19 protein-coding genes are annotated in these 20,167 nt (G+C 68.1%); 9 read left to right on the top strand and 10 right to left on the bottom strand.

The annotated features are described in order from the left end of the window. Window positions 1-67 precede the first annotated feature (67 nt). The 3 genes from IT182_01650 to IT182_01640 all read right to left on the bottom strand — a co-directional run bounded on the left by IT182_01650 (window position 68) and on the right by IT182_01640 (window position 3,325). The gene (locus IT182_01650; protein ID MCC6162034.1) at window positions 68-238 is read right to left on the bottom strand and encodes a hypothetical protein; all 171 of its coding nucleotides are present in this window, start codon (window positions 236-238) and stop codon (window positions 68-70) included. Window positions 239-277: 39 nt separating this feature from the next. Further along, window positions 278-1,720 carry a radical SAM protein gene (locus tag IT182_01645; GenBank protein MCC6162033.1) on the bottom strand — a complete coding sequence of 481 codons (1,443 nt, stop codon included), beginning with the start codon at window positions 1,718-1,720 and terminating at the stop codon, window positions 278-280. A gap of 216 nt (window positions 1,721-1,936) precedes the next feature. Then, window positions 1,937-3,325: a sigma-54-dependent Fis family transcriptional regulator gene (locus IT182_01640; GenBank protein ID MCC6162032.1), complete on the bottom strand. Its 1,389-nt coding sequence runs from the start codon at window positions 3,323-3,325 to the stop codon at window positions 1,937-1,939. 126 nt (window positions 3,326-3,451) lie between these two features. Here IT182_01640 and lpdA point away from each other — a divergent pair, with 126 nt between their 5' ends. The 3 genes from lpdA to lipB are packed head-to-tail and all read left to right on the top strand — an operon-like array spanning window position 3,452 to window position 6,948. Beyond that, window positions 3,452-4,882 carry a dihydrolipoyl dehydrogenase gene (gene lpdA, locus IT182_01635; GenBank protein ID MCC6162031.1) on the top strand — a complete coding sequence of 477 codons (1,431 nt, stop codon included), beginning with the start codon at window positions 3,452-3,454 and terminating at the stop codon, window positions 4,880-4,882. A gap of 45 nt (window positions 4,883-4,927) precedes the next feature. Next, window positions 4,928-6,193, top strand: a complete 1,266-nt coding sequence (locus IT182_01630) for a 2-oxo acid dehydrogenase subunit E2 (protein MCC6162030.1) — start codon at window positions 4,928-4,930, stop codon at window positions 6,191-6,193. Further along, window positions 6,193-6,948, top strand: coding sequence for a lipoyl(octanoyl) transferase LipB (gene lipB / locus IT182_01625; protein MCC6162029.1), 756 nt, complete (start codon window positions 6,193-6,195; stop codon window positions 6,946-6,948). Before IT182_01630 ends, lipB begins: the two co-directional genes overlap by 1 nt. Here the strand turns inward: lipB and IT182_01620 are convergent. Genes IT182_01620 through IT182_01610 form a run of 3 tightly spaced genes read right to left on the bottom strand, consistent with a single transcriptional unit; the run spans window position 6,849 to window position 10,022 of the window. Continuing rightward, complete coding sequence (locus tag IT182_01620; protein MCC6162028.1) at window positions 6,849-8,168, bottom strand: HlyC/CorC family transporter; 1,320 nt, start codon at window positions 8,166-8,168, stop codon at window positions 6,849-6,851. The two genes, lipB and IT182_01620, sit on opposite strands and share 100 nt — an antisense overlap. Then, the gene (locus tag IT182_01615) at window positions 8,165-9,253 is read right to left on the bottom strand and encodes an HlyC/CorC family transporter (protein ID MCC6162027.1); all 1,089 of its coding nucleotides are present in this window, start codon (window positions 9,251-9,253) and stop codon (window positions 8,165-8,167) included. The genes IT182_01620 and IT182_01615 overlap by 4 nt, the downstream gene beginning before the upstream one ends. Window position 9,254: 1 nt before the next feature. Continuing rightward, window positions 9,255-10,022, bottom strand: a complete 768-nt coding sequence (locus IT182_01610) for a hypothetical protein (GenBank protein ID MCC6162026.1) — start codon at window positions 10,020-10,022, stop codon at window positions 9,255-9,257. Window positions 10,023-10,069: 47 nt separating this feature from the next. On the opposite strand from IT182_01610, the gene IT182_01605 reads away from it, so the two are divergent. From IT182_01605 to IT182_01595, 3 genes are all read left to right on the top strand, one after another. Then, complete coding sequence (locus tag IT182_01605; GenBank protein MCC6162025.1) at window positions 10,070-10,783, top strand: SDR family oxidoreductase; 714 nt, start codon at window positions 10,070-10,072, stop codon at window positions 10,781-10,783. A 13-nt stretch (window positions 10,784-10,796) separates the two neighbouring features. Continuing rightward, window positions 10,797-11,471, top strand: coding sequence for an MBL fold metallo-hydrolase (locus tag IT182_01600; protein MCC6162024.1), 675 nt, complete (start codon window positions 10,797-10,799; stop codon window positions 11,469-11,471). 65 nt (window positions 11,472-11,536) lie between these two features. After that, window positions 11,537-13,597 (top strand): acetylxylan esterase, encoded by a 2,061-nt coding sequence (locus IT182_01595; protein ID MCC6162023.1) that lies wholly within the window; start codon window positions 11,537-11,539, stop codon window positions 13,595-13,597. A 54-nt stretch (window positions 13,598-13,651) separates the two neighbouring features. Here the strand turns inward: IT182_01595 and IT182_01590 are convergent, their stop codons facing one another. The 3 genes from IT182_01590 to IT182_01580 form a co-directional block, all read right to left on the bottom strand. Further along, the gene (locus tag IT182_01590; protein MCC6162022.1) at window positions 13,652-14,104 is read right to left on the bottom strand and encodes an SgcJ/EcaC family oxidoreductase; all 453 of its coding nucleotides are present in this window, start codon (window positions 14,102-14,104) and stop codon (window positions 13,652-13,654) included. A gap of 93 nt (window positions 14,105-14,197) precedes the next feature. Beyond that, window positions 14,198-14,548: an FHA domain-containing protein gene (locus IT182_01585; GenBank protein MCC6162021.1), complete on the bottom strand. Its 351-nt coding sequence runs from the start codon at window positions 14,546-14,548 to the stop codon at window positions 14,198-14,200. 18 nt (window positions 14,549-14,566) lie between these two features. After that, window positions 14,567-15,751 (bottom strand): Re/Si-specific NAD(P)(+) transhydrogenase subunit alpha, encoded by a 1,185-nt coding sequence (locus tag IT182_01580; GenBank protein ID MCC6162020.1) that lies wholly within the window; start codon window positions 15,749-15,751, stop codon window positions 14,567-14,569. A 113-nt stretch (window positions 15,752-15,864) separates the two neighbouring features. Between IT182_01580 and IT182_01575 the strand changes: the two genes are divergently transcribed. The 3 genes from IT182_01575 to IT182_01565 are packed head-to-tail and all read left to right on the top strand — an operon-like array spanning window position 15,865 to window position 19,703. Continuing rightward, window positions 15,865-17,052 (top strand): efflux RND transporter periplasmic adaptor subunit, encoded by a 1,188-nt coding sequence (locus IT182_01575; GenBank protein ID MCC6162019.1) that lies wholly within the window; start codon window positions 15,865-15,867, stop codon window positions 17,050-17,052. Window positions 17,053-17,070: 18 nt separating this feature from the next. After that, complete coding sequence (locus IT182_01570) at window positions 17,071-18,366, top strand: ABC transporter permease (GenBank protein MCC6162018.1); 1,296 nt, start codon at window positions 17,071-17,073, stop codon at window positions 18,364-18,366. Between the two features lie 5 nt (window positions 18,367-18,371). Next, window positions 18,372-19,703 carry an ABC transporter permease gene (locus IT182_01565; GenBank protein ID MCC6162017.1) on the top strand — a complete coding sequence of 444 codons (1,332 nt, stop codon included), beginning with the start codon at window positions 18,372-18,374 and terminating at the stop codon, window positions 19,701-19,703. A gap of 47 nt (window positions 19,704-19,750) precedes the next feature. On the opposite strand, the gene IT182_01560 is transcribed toward IT182_01565, so the two are convergent. After that, window positions 19,751-20,167 (bottom strand): prolyl oligopeptidase family serine peptidase (locus IT182_01560; GenBank protein ID MCC6162016.1); only part of this gene is annotated, 417 nt, incomplete at its 5' end.

Raw genomic sequence — 20,167 nt, 5'->3', positions numbered from 1 at the left:
TTGGTGTCCTGCATCCCGCGGTTCTACGTCACCGCTCTCCTCGGCGCAAGGCCGGCGAGCAGGCCGCTCACCCGCCGAGTGGCCCGCGCAGCCGGCCCGACCTACCCACGCCATTCCCGGAAGGACCCTTCTTCTCGGGGTCCTGCTTGGGTTCCGGTTGCTCGTAGGGATAGTCGATCAGGAGCGGGCAGAACGGCTTCTCGCGGGTAACGCCGCGTTTGATGACACGGATGGTCATGACAGTCCTCGTTCACGCAACCGGTCTCGCGCCCGGGAATCAGGCCGTGACGGCCGTCGAAGCCGCCGCGATCTCGTCGAGGGCCGCCAGCATGCCGGGGCGATGGCAGCTGGGCCGGCCCAGATCGCCCTGTTCGTTGTGCGCGGCCACGGAACATCCGCCGCCGCACACCGGAATCAGGGCGCAATCGCCGCACGCGCGCCAGGGCGCGTGCGTGTCGAAGCGATCCCTCGCTGCCGCGTGTGCCGGGTCCAGCGCCGGGATCACATGTCCGGTTCGCTGATCGGGCTCGCCCGAGAAACCGGGACAGGCAAAGAGCGACCCGTCAGGACCAACCGTGTACGAATGGCGACGATGCAACTCGCACGGGCCCATGTGCAGGCCATCGAGCGTCTCGAACCCGCGGGCCCGGGTCTCGGCCCGGAGCCACGTCATGCGGTCGTCCGCCAGCCCGCATGAATCGCAGGGCGTGTGTCCCACGCCGATGCCCGCGACGGTCATGCAGGTTCCTCCCAGCGCGGCCTCCGTTGGCCGTGCGGGTGTGAGCGGAATCACGCGCCGCCCGTCGCCGGTGGTCGACACCGCCGGCGACAGTCCCCTTCCTGTATTCGGCCCACGGATGATGGGCTTGAATGCGATCTTCGCGATGTGGCCGGCAAACGGCTGGCTGCGCAGGAAGTCGAGCAGTTCCGGGTAGCTGGCCGCGCTCTCGACGTCGAAGTTGCCGCCGATGCTGAGGCGCACCTTGTGCGCTACCGCGCGCATGTTGGCAACGATGCGGTCGAACGTGCCCTGGCCGCCGCGCAGGGGACGCAGGCGATCATGGGAGGCCTTGTCGCCATCAAGCGTGATCTTCACGCCCGTGAGGCCGAATGGCAGCAGCCGATCGACGACGGATTCCGTGAGGAGCAGTCCGTTGGTGATGATCGAGATCGTCATCACGACGTTGCGCGACTGACAGGCCCGCCACATCCGTTCGGCGAGTTCGTAGACGACGGGAAGGTTGAGCAGGGGCTCACCGCCGAAGAAGGTCAGCGTGAAGCGGGGCGATCCGAGAGCGTCGAGGCGCTGCTCGATCCAGTCGCTCACGCGGGTGGCCGTCTCGAGCGACATCCGGCTGCCCGAGAAGTCGTGCGTCCCGTGGTCGCCCTGGATGCAGTAGTCGCAGGCGAAGTTGCACTGCAGCGTGGTGAGGAGCGTGACGCGGAGATGGCTCGCGTCCTCGCGGATGTCGCGGAAGTACGCGTCGAGCGCGGCGTCTTCCGCCTCACGACTCTCGACGAGGAAGCCGAGCTCGGCGAGTTGGTGGACCGCCGCGCGCGAGCCAGCGTCGAGACCGCTCACGTCGCCGCTGTCCACGCGGGCGATCAATCCGAGAACATCGGTGGAGACGACGATCTGGGTGTCTGTGAGCGAATTGAACAGGTGCGTCTCGTCAGACCGAGGCACGGGTGTGGCGACGGTGAACCGCGAAGCGCGCATGACGCGCTGGGGGTGCCAGATCGGTGCCGTGATGCGGGAAATGACGCAAGCGAGCGGTAAGACACCTCGTATCAACGTCTTACGTGTTGTCAGCCAACCGGGCTCGTCCGCTGCTGATTGCGGAAACTACAAACTGTAGTGGCCGCCATGTCGGCAGAATCTGCGATGTGTCGAACGAGCGACAGGGCGGGCGGGGCAAGCCGGCCCGTTGGCGGACTATGAATCCCTCAACCGCCGCGTGACGTCGTTCAGGCCGAGTCTGGCCATGCGGTGCTTGAGGGTGCTGAGTGGGAGCTGGAGCTGGCGCGCGGTGCCGGCGACATTCCAGTCGCCCTTCTGGAGGGCCTTGAGGAGATAGCTGCGCTCGAAGGCGGCCACGGCCTGATCGAGGAGGCTCTCGGCCGCGTCGGCTTGCGGAGGTTCGAACGCGGCGAGCTGCACTTCGAGCGGCAGGTCGGCTTCCGAGATCTCCGCCTTGTCGCAGACGGCCACCATGCGTTCGGCCAGGTTCTGCAGCTCGCGGATGTTGCCGGGCCACGTGTAGCGTCGCAGCACGGCGAACGCGGCAGGTTCGATGCCTCGCACCACCTTGCGGAACCGCAGCGCGTACCGTCTGATGAAGACGTCGAGCAGTTGCCCCAGATCCTCCATCCTGTCGCGCAAGGGCGGCAGGCGTACGGGGATCACGTTGATTCTGTAGAAGAGATCCTCGCGGAACCGTCCGGTCCTGACGGCTTCCGAGAGGTCCGCGTTGGTGGCCACGACCAGGCGGAAGTCGACCCGGATCGGATGCCGCCCGCCCACGCGTTCGATCTCGTTCTCCTGGACGGCGCGCAGCAGTTTGGCCTGCAGATCGAGGCGCAGGTCGCCGATCTCGTCGAGGAACAGCGTGCCGCCGTTGGCCAGCTCGAACTTGCCCAGTTGTTGTCGCGTGGCACCCGTGAACGCGCCGCGCTCGTGGCCGAACAGCGTGCTCTCGACGAGCTCCGACGGGATGGCGGCCAGGTTGACGGCGATGAAGGGACCCTTGCGCCTGTCCGAGTCGGCGTGGATCCGCCGCGCGAGCATCTCCTTGCCCGTGCCGCTCTCGCCGGTGATGAGCACCGTAGTGTCGAGCCGCGCCACCTTCTGCACGAGCCCCACCACCGAGCGCATCGCCACGCTCGTGCCCATCACGAACTCCTCGTCCTGCGCCTGCACCTGCGCGGTGAGCGACTCGACGCGGTTGCGCAGGTCCTGCCGCTCGCTCGCGTTGCGCACGAGCGCGCGTAGCGCGTCGTAGTCGAATTCCTTCGTGATGTAGTGGTACGCGCCGAGCTTCATCGCCTGAACGGCGGTCTCGACGTCGGTGATGGCCGAGATCATGATCACCTCGACCTCGTCGCGCTGCTCGCGCACCTGCCTCAGCAGCTCCAGGCCGCCGATGCCAGGCAGGCGCACGTCGAGCAGCATCAGATCGACGCGGTTCTGGCGTAGCCGCGAGAGGCCGTCTTCGGCCGACGACACGGCCATCACGCGGTACTCGCGCTTGAGAATCGCCGTGAGCGTGTCTCGCATCCCCTCATCGTCATCGACGATCAGGACGGTCTTTTGCGGAGGGGCCATCGGTCGGGCAATCTTACGGGAAGCACGGGCGTGCCGGAATCGAGCGGCCCGATCCATAATCAGGAGTTTTCGTCGTCCGCCCTCCCGGTTATCGAGAGGCGGGACCTCGGAGAGGAATTCAGCGACGTGGCGAGCGCATTCGATGTCGTGGTGATCGGCGCGGGAACAGGCGGCTATGTGGCGGCGATTCGCGCCGCGCAGCTCGGGTTGACGACGGCGGTGGTGGAGCGGGGAGCCGCGCTGGGTGGCACCTGCCTGAACTGGGGCTGCATCCCGACCAAGGCGCTGCTCGAACACGCGCACGCGTACAAGATCGCGAAGTCGGCCAGAGAGTGGGGCATCACGCTGAGCGAAGGCGCGACGGTCGGCATCGACATGAACGTCGTGCAGGACCGCAAGGACAAAATCGTCAAGACGCTCACCGGCGGCATCGGTCATCTGTTCAAGAAGAACAGGATCGAGTGGATCAAGGGGTCGGCGCGGCTGCTCGGACAGGGCGCAATCGAGGTCACCGACGCCGACGGCGGTACGAGCCGCATCACGGCGAACAAGGAGATCATCGTCGCGACAGGGTCGTCGCCGCGGAGCGTGCCGGGGATCGCGTTCGACTACGAGCGGATCGTGACGAGCACAGAGGCGATGAACCTGCGTCAGGTGCCGAAGTCGATCATCGTGATGGGCAGTGGCGCCGTCGGCGTCGAGTTCGCGTCGATCTTCAACAGCTTCGGTACGACGGACGTCACCATCATCGAACTGCTGCCGCGCATCGTGCCCAATGAGGATGCGGCGGTCTCCGACACACTGGAGAAGAGCTTCCGCAAGAAGAAGATCCGCGTGCTCACCGGCACGAAGGTGACGGCGGCGACCAACACGGGCGATGCCGTGGAGGTCACCGCGCAGTTGCCCGACGGCAGCACGGAGGCGCTCACCGCGGAGTACCTGCTCGTGGCTACTGGGCGCGGACCCGTCACCGACGGACTCGGCGCCGAGGAACTCGGGCTCGAGATGGAGCGCGGCTACATCAAGGTCGATGGCCTGCTGCGTACGAACGTGCCTGGCGTCTCCGCCGTCGGTGACGTCATCACGCACGGCACCAGTCCGCACAAGCAGCTCGCGCACCTGTCGTCGGCCGAAGGCGTGCTCGTGGCGGAGCGAATCGCGGGCCACACCGTGCGTCCGATCGTGTCCGAGCACGTCCCCGGCTGCACGTACTGCGATCCGGAGATCGGCAGCGTGGGACTCACCGAAGAGCAGGCGCGTGCGAAGGGCTACGACGTGCAGATCGGCTCGTTCCCGTTCGGCGTGCTCGGCCGCGCCCGGATCGCCAACGAGACGGAAGGCTTCGTCAAGATCGTCGCCGAGAAGAAGTACGACGAGATCCTCGGCGTCCACATCATCGGCCCCCGCGCCACCGAACTCATCGCGCAAGCCACGCTCGCGCTGCGCCTCGAGTGCACGGTGGAGGAACTGATTCGCACGATCCAGGCCCACCCGACGATGTCGGAGGCCGTCGGTGAAGCCGCGCATGCCGCGCATGGAGCCCCGCTGCACGCGTAGGACTGGTCTTGCCCTGAGTCCTGAGCCGTAAGCCCTGTCACCGTCATGCCCACCAACGTCGTGATGCCCCAGATGGGAGAGTCGGTCGCCGAAGGCACCGTCGCCCGCTGGATCAAGAAGGTCGGCGACGTCGTGGATCGCGACGAGCCGCTGTTCGAGATCTCCACCGACAAGGTTGACGCGGAGATCCCGTCGCCGGCGGCCGGCGTGTTGCTCGAGATCCGCGTGCGTGAAGGCGAAACGGTCCCGATCGACACGGTCGTCGCGGTGATAGGTGCGGACGGGGAGGTTGCGGCAAGCGCGGCGGGGAGTGGCGCCGAGAGCCCGGCCGAGAGCCACCCAGAGAGCGCGGCGGGGAGTGGCGTCGAGAGCCACCCGGAGAGCGGGCCCGACCACGCGGAGCCGTCGGTGGAGATGATCACCGCCGAACGCCGACGCAGGAAATCGTCGCCGCTCGTGCGCCGCATCGCCGAAGAGCATCGCGTCGACATCACGCACGTGCCGGGGACGGGCATCGGCGGCCGCGTGAGCAAGCAGGACATCCTCGACTACATCGACGCACGACGGTCGCAGGTGCCTTCGACGCCATCGGGCGGTGGACTCGATCTCCACATCCCGGCGTTCCAGCCTGGTGAAGCCGTCGATCTGCAGCCGATGTCGGTGATGCGCCGCAAGATCGCCGAGCACATGATCTACAGCCGGCGCACGTCGGCGCACGTGCACTCGGTGTTCGAGATCGACTTCACCGCCGTGGCGGCGGCGAGGCGGGCGCGCAAGGCGGAGTTCGAGCAGGCCGGCCTGAAGCTCACGTACCTGTCGTTCATCGCGAAAGCCGTGGCTGACGCGTTGCGCGCGATGCCCGTGCTCAACGCGTCCATCGACGGCGATCGCATCGCCTACAAGCAGGACGTCAATCTCGGATTCGCCGTCGCGCTCGACTGGGGCCTCATCGTCCCCGTGATTCACAAGGCCGACAGGCGCGACCTGTCGGGCATCGCCGCGGGCATCGCCGATGTCGCGGCACGCGCGCGCGCCAGGCAGCTCAAGCCAGAGGACGTACAGGGCGGCACGTTCACCATCACGAACCCGGGGTCGTTCGGCACGCTCTTCGGCATGCCGATCATCAACCAGCCCCAGGTGGCCATCCTCGCCGTCGGCACGATCGAGAAGCGCGTCGTCGTGGTGGACGACATGATCGCGATGCGGCAGCGCGGCTACCTCACGCTAGGCTACGACCACAGGCTCGTCGATGGCGCCGTCGCCGACGAGTTCATGAGCAAGGTGAAGGCGACGCTCGAGAACTGGGCCTGATGACGCCGCTGGTGGTGCGGCGCGCGGGCGTCGTGCCGTACGAGGCAGGTCTCGCGCTGCAGGCAGACCTCGTCGCCGCGCGCAAGGCAGATGCGATTCCCGACACGCTGGTTCTCCTGCAGCACCCGCCCGTCATCACGCTCGGCGTGAAGGTCAGGCAGTCGCGCGAGCACGTGCTCGCGTCAGACGACGACCTGCGCGCGATGTCCGTGGATCTCGTCGAGGCTGGCCGCGGAGGCGACGTCACCTACCACGGCCCGGGACAACTGGTCGGCTATCCCATCCTCGACCTGAAGCCGGACCGCCAGGATGCGCACCGCTACGTGCGCGACCTCGAGGAAGCGCTCATCGGCGTGTGCGGTGCGTTCGGCCTCTCCGCGGATCGCAAGAAGGGGCTGACGGGTGTGTGGGTGGGCGAGGCGAAGCTCGCCGCCATCGGTGTGCGGATGTCACGCTGGGTGACGAGCCACGGCTTCGCGCTCAACGTCAGCACCGACCTCACGCACTTCGGCCTCATCGTTCCCTGCGGGATCACCGACAAGGGCGTGACGTCGCTCGAGGCGCTGCTCGGTGTAGCGCCGCCCATGCAGGAGGTCGAGGACCTCGCCGTCGCGCACATCTGCCGGGTGTTCGGCCGCGTTGTCGTCAGTGACGATCAGGCATCGTCGGCGTCTGTCGCGGGCTCGTCCTCGACGGATGCCACGCACTCGGCCACGCCGAGTCCCTCGACGGACACGACTTCGAACCGCACGTGATCGTAGGTGACCACGTCGCCGACGTGCGGCGGCCGTCCGAGCCGCATCAGGATCAGCCCGCTGACGCTGTCCACTTCGTCGTGCTCCAGTTCCACGCCCAGCGCCTCGCCGGCTTCCTCGACGCGTGACGTTCCGCTGACGTGCAGCGCGCCGCTGGCGTCGCGGTAGATGCTCGTGCGATCCGTCGCGCCTTCGGCCACCTCGCCGATGACCTCGTCGAAGAGATCCTCGTGCGTGAGCACGCCGGCCGTGCCGCCGTGCTCGTCGATCACCACCGCCATCTGCGCGCGCGCCTCGCGCATCGTCTCCAGCACGACGTCGAGCGTGGCGGTCTCCGGCAGCGCCGGGATCGGCCGCAGCAGATCCTTGTGCAGCGTGCCGCCGCGTGCTTTCAGCACCAGCAGGTCCTTCACGTTGACCACGCCGATCAGTTGATCGATGTCGCCGTCGTACACGGGATATCGCGTGTACGGCTGCCGGTGTACCGTGGCGATCACCGTCTCATCGTCGGCGCCGAGCGGCAGCGCGGCCAGGCGTACCCGCGGCGTCATCACCTCGCGTGCCGTCAGGCTGCCGAACTCGAACAGTTCGCGCAGGATCTTCCCCGACTCCTCGCGCAACAGACCCCCTTCCTCGCTCTCGGCCACGATGAGCGAGAGCTCCTCGGGGGAGTACAGGTGCCCGTGCGACGTGTGCTGGCGACGGATGCCGATGAGCCGCAGCAGCAGGTTGCCGAGGGCGTTCAGCACCAGCACCAACGGGTAGCAGATCGTCTGGATGACGAGCATCACCGGCGCGATCCAGAGCACGGTCCGTTCCGCGCGCTGCAGGGCGATCGACTTGGGCACCATCTCGCCGAAGACGATGTGCGCGTACGTCAGGATGGCGACCGCGACGATGCTGGCGAGCGTGGGGATGGCGATGACGCGCGCCACGCCGAGCCCGCCGAGCCAGTGCTCGAGCAGGTGCGCCACTTCGTGCTCGCTGTACATGCCGAGCCCGAGACTCGCGAGCGTGATGCCCAGCTGCGCCGTGGCGATGAAGCGGTCCTGCTCGACGGGATCGTCGAGGATGCGCTTCACGCGCGTGGCGACGCGCTGGCCTGCCGCGGCGCGCTTGTCAATGGCCACGCGCGGCGTGCCCACGATGGCGAACTCCGCCGCCACGAACAGGCCGTTGAGCAACACGAGCACCGCGACGATGACGATCAGCGTCGTCATGGGCGTGCCCTCGTGGCGCGCGGGGCCTTCATGCGCAGTGTCGATCGCGTGAACTCGTCGGGTGTGGGACCGAGCAGCGACGACAGGATGTCGTCGAGGGTCACCATGCCCACGACGCGTCCCTGCGCGTCGCGCACGATCGCCTGATGCGCACGCCGCTTGCGCAATTCGGCGACCAGACGGTCGCCCGTCATGTGCGCGTCGACGGTGACCGCCGGCTGGATCAGCTCGCGCAGCGACGTGACGGGCCTGCCTTCGACGTGCCTCACGAGCAGCCGCTTCGTGTTGAGGAAGCCGACGACCGTGTCGATCGTGCCGCGATAGACGGGGACGTGGGCCTGCGACGACTCGAGCGCCATCGCCAGCACGTCCTCGACGGGCATCGACGCATCGATCGCCTGCATGCGGTCTCGCGCCGTCATCATCTGCTGCGCCGAGCGAAGGCTGAAGCGCAGCGCGCGCTGCAGGCGACGCAGTTCGTCGGGCTCGAGGAGGCCGCCATCGTGACTCTCGGCGAGGAGCAGCTCGATCTCCTCGGGCGAGTGGACGTGTCTGTGCGTACCGTGTCCGCTGCCGAGCATGCGGAGGATGAGCGTGCCTGACCCGTTGAGGAACCAGATGAACGGCCCGAGCAACCACAACGACCAGCGCATCGGCCAGTAGGTGTAGAGCGCCATCTCGGTCGGGAACTGGAGCGCCAGCGACTTCGGAGCGAGTTCGCCGACGACCATCGTGCCGACAGTGAGGACGAGGAGAATCGTGCCGGCGGCTGTCGACGCGGCGGCAATGGGCTCGAGTCCGGCGCGCGCCTGGAGCAGGTTCGAGAGCGCCGGACCGAACGCGATCTGTCCGTACGCGCCGAGGACGAGGCTCGAGAGCGTGATGCCCACCTGGCAGGCGGCGATGTAACGATCGAGCCCGGTGGCGTCCTCGAGGATCGGGAGCAGGCGCTTCGCCGTGGCGTGGCCGTCCTCGGCGAGCTGCCTGACACGACTGCGGCGTACGGAGACCGCCGCGAACTCGGCTGCGACGTAGAGGGCCGTCACCGCGACCATGGCGGCCACGATGAGCAGGGACGTCAGCACGTCAGCGCGTCACGCGCGCCCGTCCGCCGGGCGCGAAGCGCAGGTCGTGGACCTTGGGGGGGCCGGCACCGCCATCGGTGACCCACCATGCCGGATGCGGCACGCGCGACCCGAACCATGCCGCTTCGGCCAGTCGTGCCGCGGCCGACGCGAGCGTGAGGGGACCCGGCGACCCGAGGGCGGCAAGCCGGGCGTCGAGGCGGTCCTGACGTTCGCGGTGGAGGACGGTGCCTGCCGACTCGCCGTCTATGGTCGTGCGCGTCCAGTCGATGCGGCAGGTGCCGGAAGCATTCCCTGTCGTGGCAGCCGCATGGACGAGTGCGGGACTGATGTCCTCGTCCAGCGCGATCAACGCGCGCGCGGCGCTTGCCACGGCCGCCGGCGCGGATCCGATGATGCGGTCGGGCTGCACGGCCCCTGTCGCGACGGCCCTTCCGATGGACAGGGCGTGCGCGGCGTCCGCGGCGACGATCATGGCGCCTGGCGATCGACGATGCAGGTCGCCGAGATGCGCGACAGGGTCTGGCGCGACAGGGTCGGCGAGGAGGATGACCCACGCGCCGTTGGCGGCGTCGAGGGAGGCATGACCCGTGACGCGCGCGCTGGAGCCGTCGACAGGGCCCGACTGCAGGATGTCGAGCGCCTTTCCGGCGGCAAGCGTCTTCTCCGGATCGATCAGGCGCACCTCGTCGAACCGGTTGCGGCAGGCCAGGGCGTGGGCGATGGCTCCGCCGAGGGGACCGGCTCCGAGGATGGCGACGAAAGGCATCGAAGAAGGCGTGGCGGGCGCCGCGCGACCCCGGTAGTGTAAGGGGCATGACTTCCAAGCCTCAACTCGACGGCCACGTCGCCATCGTCACGGGCGGCACGCGCGGGATCGGTCTCGCGCTCACCAGCGGCCTGGTGGAGCGCGGCGCGCGCGTGGTGGTGTCCGGACGGTCGGCCGGCGGTCTCGACGCGGTCTCGGCTCGATTCGGCGACAGCGTCGCCACCGTTCAGGGCGATGTCGCTGACGCCGCGACGGCCGGCGCGCTGGTCCGGACGGCCGTCGAGCGGTTCGGCGGCGTCGACAGCCTCGTCAACAACGCGGGCGTCGGCACGTTCGTGCCCGTCGCGGAGATGAAGGACGAGGACTGGCATCGTCTCATCGCCACCAATCTGACGGGCGTGTTCCTGTGCTCGAAGGCGGCGATCCCGGCACTCCGTGCGCGCGGCGGCGGCTGGATCATCAACATCAGCAGCCTTGCCGGCCGCAACTCGTTCGCAGGCGGCGCGGCCTACTGCGCATCGAAAGCGGGACTGAACGCGTTCGCCGACTCGCTGATGCTCGAGGTCCGGCAGGACGACATCCGGGTGTCGACGGTGATGCCGGGTTCGGTCCAGACGGCGTTCTCGCCTGGTGGAGACAGCCCGGAAAACGCCTGGAAGCTGTCGCCAGACGATGTGGCGCAGGTGGTGTTCGACCTGCTGGGCCACTCGTCGCGCAGCCTCCCGAGCAAGGTCGAAATCAGGCCAAGTCGGCCCAGATAAGAGGCTTCGAGCATTGTTCATCGAATCCCGTGCCGCGCCGCCGTTCGAGAAGAACGGGTATGTGGTGGCCTGTCCCGACTCGGGCGAGGCTATCGTCATAGACCCCGGCCACGAAGTCGAGCAGCTCATCGACGTCGTTCGTCGTAGCGGCGTCAGCGTGCGTTACATCATGCTGACGCACGCGCACCTCGATCACATCGCGGGGTGCGACGAGGCGAAGGCCGCGTGGCAGGTGCCGATCGTGCTGCACGAGGCCGATCGGTTCCTGTACGAGCGCGCCGTGCAGCAGGGCATCGCGTTCGGCATCAGGATGCGCCAGCAGCCACCCGTCGACGCGTGGTTCGACAAGCAGCCGCACTGGACGTTCGGCAACTGCACCATCGACGCCCACCACACGCCCGGACACAGTCCCGGGCAGGTGTGTTTACAGGTCCGGCAACCGGCAACGGGCGACCGGCAACCGGGTGAACGCCGGGCACCGCCCAACCACCTCTTCGTCGGCGACACGTTGTTCGCCGGGTCGATTGGCCGTACCGACTTGCCTGGCGGGAACCTCGAGACGTTGCTGCGGTCAGTGAACGACGTGCTCTTTCCGCTGGGCGACGACAGCCTCGTCTACCCCGGCCACGGCCCGACGACGACCATCGGAATGGAGCGGCGCACGAACCCCTACGTACGTCAGGGGTAGCCTGGCTGCTGCGACATGATCACAACTGTCAGGCGGCCGATGACAAGAAGGACGATATGTCGGAGATGAACGTCGCTGCCTTTGCCCGCTGCGTGCGGTACTACATCGGCGTCCTTTGCCTGCTGCTCGCTGCCGGTGCGGCGGGGGCGCAGCCGGGCGATGATGCGCTGCTCGTGCGCGCGCCGTCGGTCGAGGGACCGCAGGTCACGCCGTACCTTCGCGCACAGGTGGATCGGGCATGGGCTCAGGACGCACGACGGCAGGCCCGTCTCGATGCCGTTGCGACAGAACGGGAGCTGCTCGCGCTGCAGGCGGAGATCCGGCGCGCGATGCTCGACGCGATCGGCGGCCTGCCTGACGCGCGCACGCCACTCAACGCGCGGGTCGTGGGGACCGAGCGGCTCGACGGCTACGGCCTGGAACGCATCGTCTTCGAGAGTGTCCCGGGGATTCACGTCACGGCAGTGGTGTACGTACCCGTGCCTGCGGACGGCGTACCGCGTCAGCGCCGGCCAGCGGTCCTGCTGGCGGCAGGCCACGCCACCAACGGCAAGGCCTACGAGAACTATCAGCGTATCGGCGGCCGGCTCGCGCGGCTGGGGTACGTGGTCATCAGCTGGGATCCGATCGGCCAGGGTGAACGGAGCCAGTTCTGGGACGCGACGCGTGGCGACACGCGCTACGACCGCGTCTGCGGCGAGCACGCGGTGCTCGGCAACCTCGCGACGCTGGCGGGCGCCAACGTCGCGCGCTGGATGGTCTGGGACGGCATGCGCGCGCTCGACTACCTGCTGACGCGCGACGATGTCGATCCGGATCGCATCGCGATCACGGGCACGAGCGGCGGCGGCTTCCAGTCGGCATGGATCGGCGCGCTGGATTCGCGCATCGCCATCGTCGCGCCGTCGGCGTTCATCACGTCGCTCCCGATGCGGATGGCCAACCGGATCTTCGAGGATCCCGACAGCGATCCCGAGCAGGATCCCGCCGGCCTTGTCGCCGCGGGCATCGATCACGTCGGCCTGCTGCTGGCGGCCTATCCCCGACATCTCCACGTCTCCGCCGTGGCGCGCGACTTCTTTCCGATCGAGGGTACGCGCCTCACGGTCCGCCGCGTGCAGGCGGCCTACGCGCGCTTCGGCCACGCCGATCGCGTCGTGCTCTCCGAGGCGTACGCGCGGCATTCATACCCGGATTCGAGCCAGCTCTCGGCGTATCGCTTCATGGCGCGCGTGTTCGGCACGGAACCGCCAACGGCATTGCCGGAGACGCAACCGCTGCCAGACGACAGGTTGCGCGTCACGACCATCGGCCAGGTACGGGTCGACCTGCCAGGCCGCAGCCTGACCGATGTGATCCGCGAGTACCACGACGCGCATCGCGGTGCGCGGGAGACGGACCTGACGACGTTCCTGAAGCAATGGTTCGAGGCTTCTCCGCTGCCGGCCAGGACCGTCGACCCGGATCGCGGGCAGCCCGGGGCCAATGCGGTGGTGTGGACGCGCACCGGGTCGACCACCTGGCGGGACGTGACCATCGATCGCTACCTGTTGCGCTACGCGGGGACGCAGGAAGTCCCCCTGCTGCACATCCACCGTGGCGGCAGCGCGCGGCGCCCCGCGGTGCTGCACGTCGATCTTCGGGGAAAGGTCACGGCGGAGCGCTGGCCGGAGATCGCGCGCGCGCTCGCAGCCGGTTCGGACGTCCTCAGCTTCGATCTCCCCGGGACCGGCGAGACGCGCATGCCGTACGACGTTGCGACCCACCCGTACATCGAAGCGCTGAAGGGCGACGAAAGGCACGACCATCCGCTGGCGAGCGTGATGGCCAACCACGTCTACAACGGACTGCTCACGGGTCGTCCGTATCTGGTCGACGCGATCGAGGCGGTGGCAGTCGTGCGCGACTTCGCGACACACCACCTGCGACCGACGACTCTCTCAGTCACGGCAACGGGCTCCTCCGCGCTGCTCGCCGTGTCGGCGGCATCAGTGGTCCCTGACCTCACACTCGATCTGCCGGCGGACGCTGAACTCTTCGACGCCGGACACGTTGTCGCTACTGCCGGGGAGCTGTGGCCGATCCAGTATCTGATTCCCGGCGGGTCGTACGTGCGTCTGCCGTAGCGGGCCTCTCCTTCGCGTTGTCGCCACCCGCTGGCGCCCGCCGCCGCTGCGGTTCTACGGCGCAGCAGGCAGCATGTTGCGGATGGCGCTGATGCGCCACGCACCGTCGTGCCTGACGAGGACGAACGTCGACCACATGCGGCGGGCGACGCCGCCGGCTGCATCGCGAATCTCGTAGCGCGCGTCAGCGATGGCCACGTCGCCGGCGATGATGCGCACGGACTCGACGTCGAGCGTGCGCGTGCCGGCGGTCCGCGCCGACGAGGCCATGGCGCCGGTGACGAGGGCGTCACGCCCGCGCCGCCACTCGCCCGACGACACGAGTTGATCGGCATCGGTGACAAACAGCGCCTGCGTGGCCTTCGGATCCTGCGCGTCGCGCGCCGCCGCGTATGCGCCGATCACGTCCCGGATCGCCCGATCGTCGGGCGTGCCGGCGCCCTGCGCGTTCGACAGTGCCGGGACGAGGACGAGCAGCGAGACGAATGCAGCGGCAATTCGAGCCATCGAACCTCCTGTGCGTTGTGCCAGGGGAAGGGTGACGGGCCGGGCGCCCTGTCCGCCGTAGCCCGGAGGGCGAAGGTGGAAGCCCGCTCTGGTTCAGACCGGCGTTTCGCGTTCGCCGCCGACTTCCAGCGTCGTGTCGACCTGGTTCAGCGACGCGTGGACGAGGACGAGGTCCACGCGGCCGACGCGGAGGGTGTCGCCGGGCAGCAGCGTGGCCTTGTGGACGCGGCGGCCGTTCACGTACGTGCCGTTGGTGCTCTGGAGATCCTCGACTTCGAGCTGACCCGTGGCTTGCGCGGTGAGGCGGCAGTGCAGGCGCGACACCATCGCGGCGTCAACGATGAAGTCCGCGCGGACGGCGCGTCCGAGCGTCTTGATGGTGCCAGGCAGGAGCCGGAATGTCAGGGTGGGTTCATGCCCCTGCACGGTGCGAAGGATCCACATCGGCGTCAGCCTGTCGTTCTACGCTGTCGTCGCGACAGGAGCGGGGAGCGGTGGGAGACCGAGGCCCTCGCGCAGGCGCGGCGCGATTACCTCACCGCCGTGCGCCATGAGGATCTCGCGCGTGATCTCGTCGGCCGTGTCGATCACGAGGTCGCCTTCCTTGTTGCGCAGGTGCGCGAGCACGGTGGTCAGGTTCTTCGCGTACAACTGGCTCGCATGGTACGGCACCGTGGCCGGCAGGTTGGTCGGCCCGTGGATGGTGACGCCGTGGACGACGACCGTTTCGTCGGCCTTCGTGAGCTCGCAGTTGCCGCCACGTTCGGCGGCCAGATCGACGATCACCGACCCCGGCGCCATGCTGGCGACCATGTCCGCCGTGATCAGCACCGGCGACTTCCGGCCGGGGATGGCGGCCGTGGTGATGACCACGTCGCTGTGCGCCACCACCCGCGCCATCGTCTCGCGCTGGCGACGGTAGAAGGACTCGTCCTGCGCCGCGGCGTACCCGCCCTGGCCTTCCGATGCCGCCGTGTCGAGCGGCAGCTCGACGAACTTCGCGCCGAGGCTCTCGATCTGTTCCTTTACCGCCGCGCGGACGTCGTAGGCTTCGATGCGTCCACCGAGCCGCTTGGCCGTGGCGATCGCTTGCAGGCCTGCCACGCCCGCGCCGATCACGAACACGCGCGCCGGGTTGATGGTGCCGGCCGCCGTCATCATCATCGGGAACATGCGCGGCAGCGTGGCGGCGGCGATGAGCACGGCCTTGTAGCCGGCGATGTTGGCCATGGACGAGAGCGCGTCCATGCTCTGGGCCCGCGTGATGCGCGGGATGAGCTCCATCGAGACTATGGTGGCGCCCGTGGCGGCGAACGTGCGCGCCGACTCGACGTCGCCGAGCGGATCCGTGAACGCGATCACCGTTTGCCGTGGTGTGAGCCGCGCGACGTCGGCCGCACCGTACGCCCCGGAGGCGGCCCCGGCGCGGACCTGGAGAAGGACGTCGGCATGCGACAGGACCTCGTCACGCGTCGCGAGCGTGGCGCCCGCCGTCACGTAGGCCTCGTCGGAGTGGCCCGCGCGTAGGCCTGCACCCGGCTCGACGATCAACTGCGCGCCGGACTTGACCAGCGGTCCCACGCTGGCGGGAACCAAGGCAACCCGGTCTTCCCCGGGTACGAGCTCGCGCGGAACCCCGATGACCATGGCTGGGGATTGTAGCGGGTAAATGCTTGCCGCGCCGTAGCGCCGCGCGTGAGGGCGGGGCGGGAATGCCGAACTCCCCCTTCATCCTTCCCGTCAAACTTCCCGTGACCAAGATGAACAGGCGCGTCGGCGTGGTGTCGGTGGTGGCGCTGGCCGTAGGGGTGGGGCTGTACGCGTGGCTGGGCGGGAACACCGCCGAGGCGACGTTCGAGGCGTCGCGCCTCGCGACGGTCGAGCAGGACACGATGATCCGTTCGGTCGTTGCCACCGGCAAGGTGGAGCCCATCGCGAAAGTCGAGATCAAGTCGAAGGCCAACGGCATCATCGAGCGGCTGCACGTGGACGTGGGCCACGTCGTGAAGGCGGGCGACGTGCTGGCGGAACTCGACAAGGAGAACCTGCTGGCGCGCGTGCGCGAAGCGACGGCGAATGTGCAGGCGGCCGCGGCGGCGCTGCTCGCGGCGCGCGCGCAGCTCGAGAAGAACAAGGTCGAGGCCGAGGGGCCCGACGTCGAGTTCGCCAGGCGCGCGGCGCAGCGTGCAGGCGACCTGGCCGATCAGAAGCTGCTGCCGCAGTCGGAGCTCGATCTCGCGCAGAGCACGTACGAGCAGGCAGTGAACCGTCAGAAGGCGGCGCGTGGCCAGCTTGTCGTGTCGCAGGCGAAAGTGTCTGAGGCCGCCGCGCAGGTGTCGCAGGCGCGCGCGAACCTGGAACGCGCCGACGAGGAACTTCGCAACGCCACGATCCGCGCGCCCATCTCCGGCATGGTGCTCACGCGCGACGTCGAGGTCGGCAGTCCCGTGTCGTCGATCCTCAACCTCGGCGCCAACGCCACGCTGGTGATGACGCTCGGCGACATCGCGGAGGTCTTCGTGCGCGGCAAGGTCGACGAGGCCGACATCGGCCGAGTGAAGTACGAGCAGCCCGCGCGCATCAGTGTCGAGACGTTCAAGGACCGTACGTTCGACGGCCGCGTCACGCTCATCTCGCCGATGGGCATCGAGAAGGACAACGTCACGACCTTCGAGGTGAAGGTGTCGATCGACAATCCGGGCAACGAGCTGAAGGCCAACATGACGGCCAACGCCGAAATCATCCTCGAGCAGCGGCCAGACGCGCTCATCGTGCCCGAAGCGGCGATCAGCTACGACGCGCAGCGGCAGGCATTCGTGGATCTCTACGATCCGGCGGTGCCCACGAGCCGCCGAAGGGTTCCCGTGAAGGTAGGCATCGGTAACGGCACGCGCGCGCAGCTCCTCGACGGGGTGAAGAAGGGCGACCGCGTCATCCTGCCGTCCTGAGCCCGCCGGGCCGTCATCATGCGCGAGTCGTTCATCCAGGCGATCGACAACCTCCGGGCCAACAAGCTCCGGAGCTTCCTCACGATGTTCGGCATCATGTGGGGCATCGTGTCGATCGTGGTGCTCTCGGCGCTCGGCGAGGGCTTCCAGCGCGGCAACAACGCCGTGCTGCGCGAGTTCGGCCGCAACATGAGCATCGTGTGGGGCTCGCGCACCACCAGGCAGGCGGGCGGTGAGCGCGCCGGCCGTCTCCTGACCCTGACCGCCGACGATGCCAGGGCGGTCCAGGCGCAGGGGCGCCTGGTGAGCCTGGTGAGTCCTGAGCTCCAGCGCGGCGGGAAGGTCAAGAGCGCCTACAACGAGGCGTCCGTCCCGATCCATGGTGTCGAGCCGCCGTACATGTTCATGCGGACGATCGAGGTGGATCTCGGGCGCCAGTTGTCGTGGACCGACGAGACCAGCGAGAGCCAGGTCGCGGTGATCGGCTGGGAGATGAGCAAGCAGCTCTTCGGTGATCGCGATCCGATCGGCGAACAGGTGCTCGTCAACGGCGCGCCGTTCACGATCGTGGGGCGGATCCGCCGCAAGGATCAGGACAGCAGCTACAGCGGACCCGACAACGGCAAGATCTTCGTCCCCTTCTCGGTGATGGCGAAGTACTTCCCGCGCACCGACGCGCCGGCAGGCAGCATCCACCAGATGCTGGTCATGCCGCGCCAGGAAGTGATCGACGGGCTAAGTGGCGTGCTGGCCGCGCGTACGGGGCGAGTCGAAGACGTCGACTGGCCGCTCGAGAAGGAGATCAGGGAGATCCTCGCGCGGCGCAAGGCGTTCGACCCCGACGACAGGGACGCCATCAACGTCTGGGACACGTCGCTGCAGACGATGTTCTTCGACAGGATGATCGGCGCGATGGCGAGCTTCTTCCGCGTGGTGGGGCTCGTGACGCTCGCGCTCGGCGGCATCGGCGTGATGAACATCATGCTGATCGCCGTGAAGGACCGCACGCGCGAGATCGGCGTGCGCAAGGCACTCGGGGCGACGACGGCGGCCATCCAGCGGCAGTTCTTCCTCGAAGGGTTCTTCCTCACGATGATCAGCGGCGGTCTCGGCATGCTGATCGGCGTGGGACTCTGCACGGCCGTCAACGTCTTCGCCACACTGCCGATCCGCTTCTCGGGCATGGTCATCACGTGGTCGAACGCCCTGCTCGCGCTCGTCGCCCTTGTCGCGATCGGCGTGGTCGCCTCCACGCTCCCCGCCCGCAAGGCGGCGCAGTTGCCACCGACCGAAGCCCTGCGCTACGAGATGTGAGCGAGATGACCACCATCGACACCGCGCTTCCGACAACCACTCCACGCCGCGTGCGTGGCGTGGCGCGGACCATCCAGATGGCCAAGGAAGTCGTGCGCGAGGCGGCGTACGGCATCGCACGCAACAGGCTCCGCGCGGCGCTGTCGATGCTGGGCATCTCGTGGGGCATCGTCTCGGTGGTGATGCTGCTTGCGTATGGCAACGGGTTCCACGAAGCGCTGATGGTGGGATTCAGGAACGCGTTCGGCGAGGGCGTGGCGGTGATCTGGCCGGGGCAGACGAGCCTGCAGGCCGGCGGCCAGCGTGCGGGCCGGCGGATTCGCCTGAAGCCGGAAGACGTCACGCTGCTGACGCAGCTGCCGGCGATCAAGGCGGCGAGCCCGGAGTACATCACGCGCGTGCCGATCACGCATGGCGACAAGTCGTCCACGTACGCGGTGCGCGGCGTGAACGTCGTGTACGGCAGCATGCGCGGCGAGCGCCCCGCGAAGGGCCAGGGCCGATGGCTCAGCGACGATGACGTCGCGGAACGCCGCCGCGTGGTGTTCCTCGGTTACGAGATCGCGCGCAAGCTGTTCGGCGCGCAGCAGGCCGTCGGGCAGACGGTGCGCATCGCCAACCGTCCGTTCGAGGTCGTGGGCGTGATGGAGGACAAGGTCCAGATGTCCTCGTACTTTGCGCCGGACAAGTACTGCGCCTTCATCCCGTGGACGACAGCCGGCGAGCTGCACGACACGACGTATCTCGCCACGCTGGTGTTCCAGACCGTCAACCCGATGCAGCAGGACAAGGCGTTGCGCCAGGTGCGGGAGACGCTCGGGAAGAAGTACCGCTTCGATTCCGCCGACGAGCGAGCGCTCAACATCAACGACTCGGTCGAGAACATGGCCACGGTCAACGGCATCACCGTGGGACTCAAGGCCGTGCTCACGTTCATCGGCGTGCTGACGCTGGCCATCGGCGGCGTCGGCATCATGAACATCATGTTCGTGTCGGTGACGGAGCGGACGCGCGAGATCGGCATCCGCAAGGCGCTCGGTGCGCGCCGGCGCGAGATCCTGCTCCAGTTCATGCTCGAGGCGTTCTTCATCACGTTCCTCGGCGGCCTGGCAGGCGTGGTCGCGTCATGGCTGATGGTCCGGGCCGTGAGTCCACGCCCCTTCCTGGCCGAACTGCTCGACGACATGACGAGGCGCACGGACATCCACCTCGTGCTGTCACTGGAACTGCTGGGCATCTGCACCGCGATCCTGATGGTCGTCGGCCTGATAGCAGGCACACTCCCCGCCGTCCGAGCCTCACGACTCGACCCGATAGAAGCGCTCAGGTATGAGTGACCGGCAACCGGCAACCGGCAACCGGCAATCCGGCAACGGGCAACCGGTCAGTGGTTCCTCAGCCACTCAACCACTCGCGTCGACACGTCCGGGCTGACCCGCGCGTCGCCGAGGGCGCCGTACTCGGACACCTCGCCGGTCCTTGCCGGCACCAGCAGGTGGTTGATGCCCGGTATCAGCACCATCGCCGTCGTGCCCTTCTTGCGCTGCAACGCGAGACCGTTCAGCAGTTCGGCGTTCTGAATCGGCACCTGCTTGTCGAGCTCGCCGTGGACGATGAGCAGGGGCTGCTTGACCTTCTTCATCACGGGCGCCGGGTCCCAGACCAGCACGCTGCGGAACCACGCGGTGTCGGCCTGCTTGCGCGTCGCCTCCGGGATGCCATCCCAGCCCTGGCCCGTGATCACCGCGTTCATGATCTGCTTCTGCAGGTCCACGCGACGCTGCTTCTCCTCGTCGGGGAT

The organism is Acidobacteriota bacterium, from assembly GCA_020845575.1.
Taxonomy (GTDB): Bacteria; Acidobacteriota; Vicinamibacteria; order Vicinamibacterales; family Vicinamibacteraceae; genus Luteitalea.
Note: the sequence above shows the minus strand (reverse complement) of the source record. Positions and strands in the feature narration are given on the sequence as shown.

Excerpts from the sequence above, each read along its gene's own strand:
- IT182_01620 (MCC6162028.1), bottom strand. The coding sequence starts at position 8,168 with ATGACGACGCTGATCGTCATCGTCGCGGTGCTCGTGTTGCTCAACGGC.
- IT182_01585 (MCC6162021.1), bottom strand. The coding sequence starts at position 14,548 with ATGTGGATCCTTCGCACCGTGCAGGGGCATGAACCCACCCTGACATTC.
- IT182_01570 (MCC6162018.1), top strand. The coding sequence starts at position 17,071 with ATGCGCGAGTCGTTCATCCAGGCGATCGACAACCTCCGGGCCAACAAG.
- IT182_01605 (MCC6162025.1), top strand. The coding sequence starts at position 10,070 with ATGACTTCCAAGCCTCAACTCGACGGCCACGTCGCCATCGTCACGGGC.
- IT182_01630 (MCC6162030.1), top strand. The coding sequence starts at position 4,928 with ATGCCCACCAACGTCGTGATGCCCCAGATGGGAGAGTCGGTCGCCGAA.
- IT182_01565 (MCC6162017.1), top strand. The coding sequence starts at position 18,372 with ATGACCACCATCGACACCGCGCTTCCGACAACCACTCCACGCCGCGTG.
- IT182_01575 (MCC6162019.1), top strand. The coding sequence starts at position 15,865 with ATGAACAGGCGCGTCGGCGTGGTGTCGGTGGTGGCGCTGGCCGTAGGG.
- IT182_01595 (MCC6162023.1), top strand. The coding sequence starts at position 11,537 with ATGAACGTCGCTGCCTTTGCCCGCTGCGTGCGGTACTACATCGGCGTC.
- IT182_01580 (MCC6162020.1), bottom strand. The coding sequence starts at position 15,751 with ATGGTCATCGGGGTTCCGCGCGAGCTCGTACCCGGGGAAGACCGGGTT.
- IT182_01590 (MCC6162022.1), bottom strand. The coding sequence starts at position 14,104 with ATGGCTCGAATTGCCGCTGCATTCGTCTCGCTGCTCGTCCTCGTCCCG.
- lipB (MCC6162029.1), top strand. The coding sequence starts at position 6,193 with ATGACGCCGCTGGTGGTGCGGCGCGCGGGCGTCGTGCCGTACGAGGCA.
- IT182_01610 (MCC6162026.1), bottom strand. The coding sequence starts at position 10,022 with ATGCCTTTCGTCGCCATCCTCGGAGCCGGTCCCCTCGGCGGAGCCATC.
- IT182_01645 (MCC6162033.1), bottom strand. The coding sequence starts at position 1,720 with ATGCGCGCTTCGCGGTTCACCGTCGCCACACCCGTGCCTCGGTCTGAC.
- IT182_01650 (MCC6162034.1), bottom strand. The coding sequence starts at position 238 with ATGACCATCCGTGTCATCAAACGCGGCGTTACCCGCGAGAAGCCGTTC.
- IT182_01640 (MCC6162032.1), bottom strand. The coding sequence starts at position 3,325 with ATGGCCCCTCCGCAAAAGACCGTCCTGATCGTCGATGACGATGAGGGG.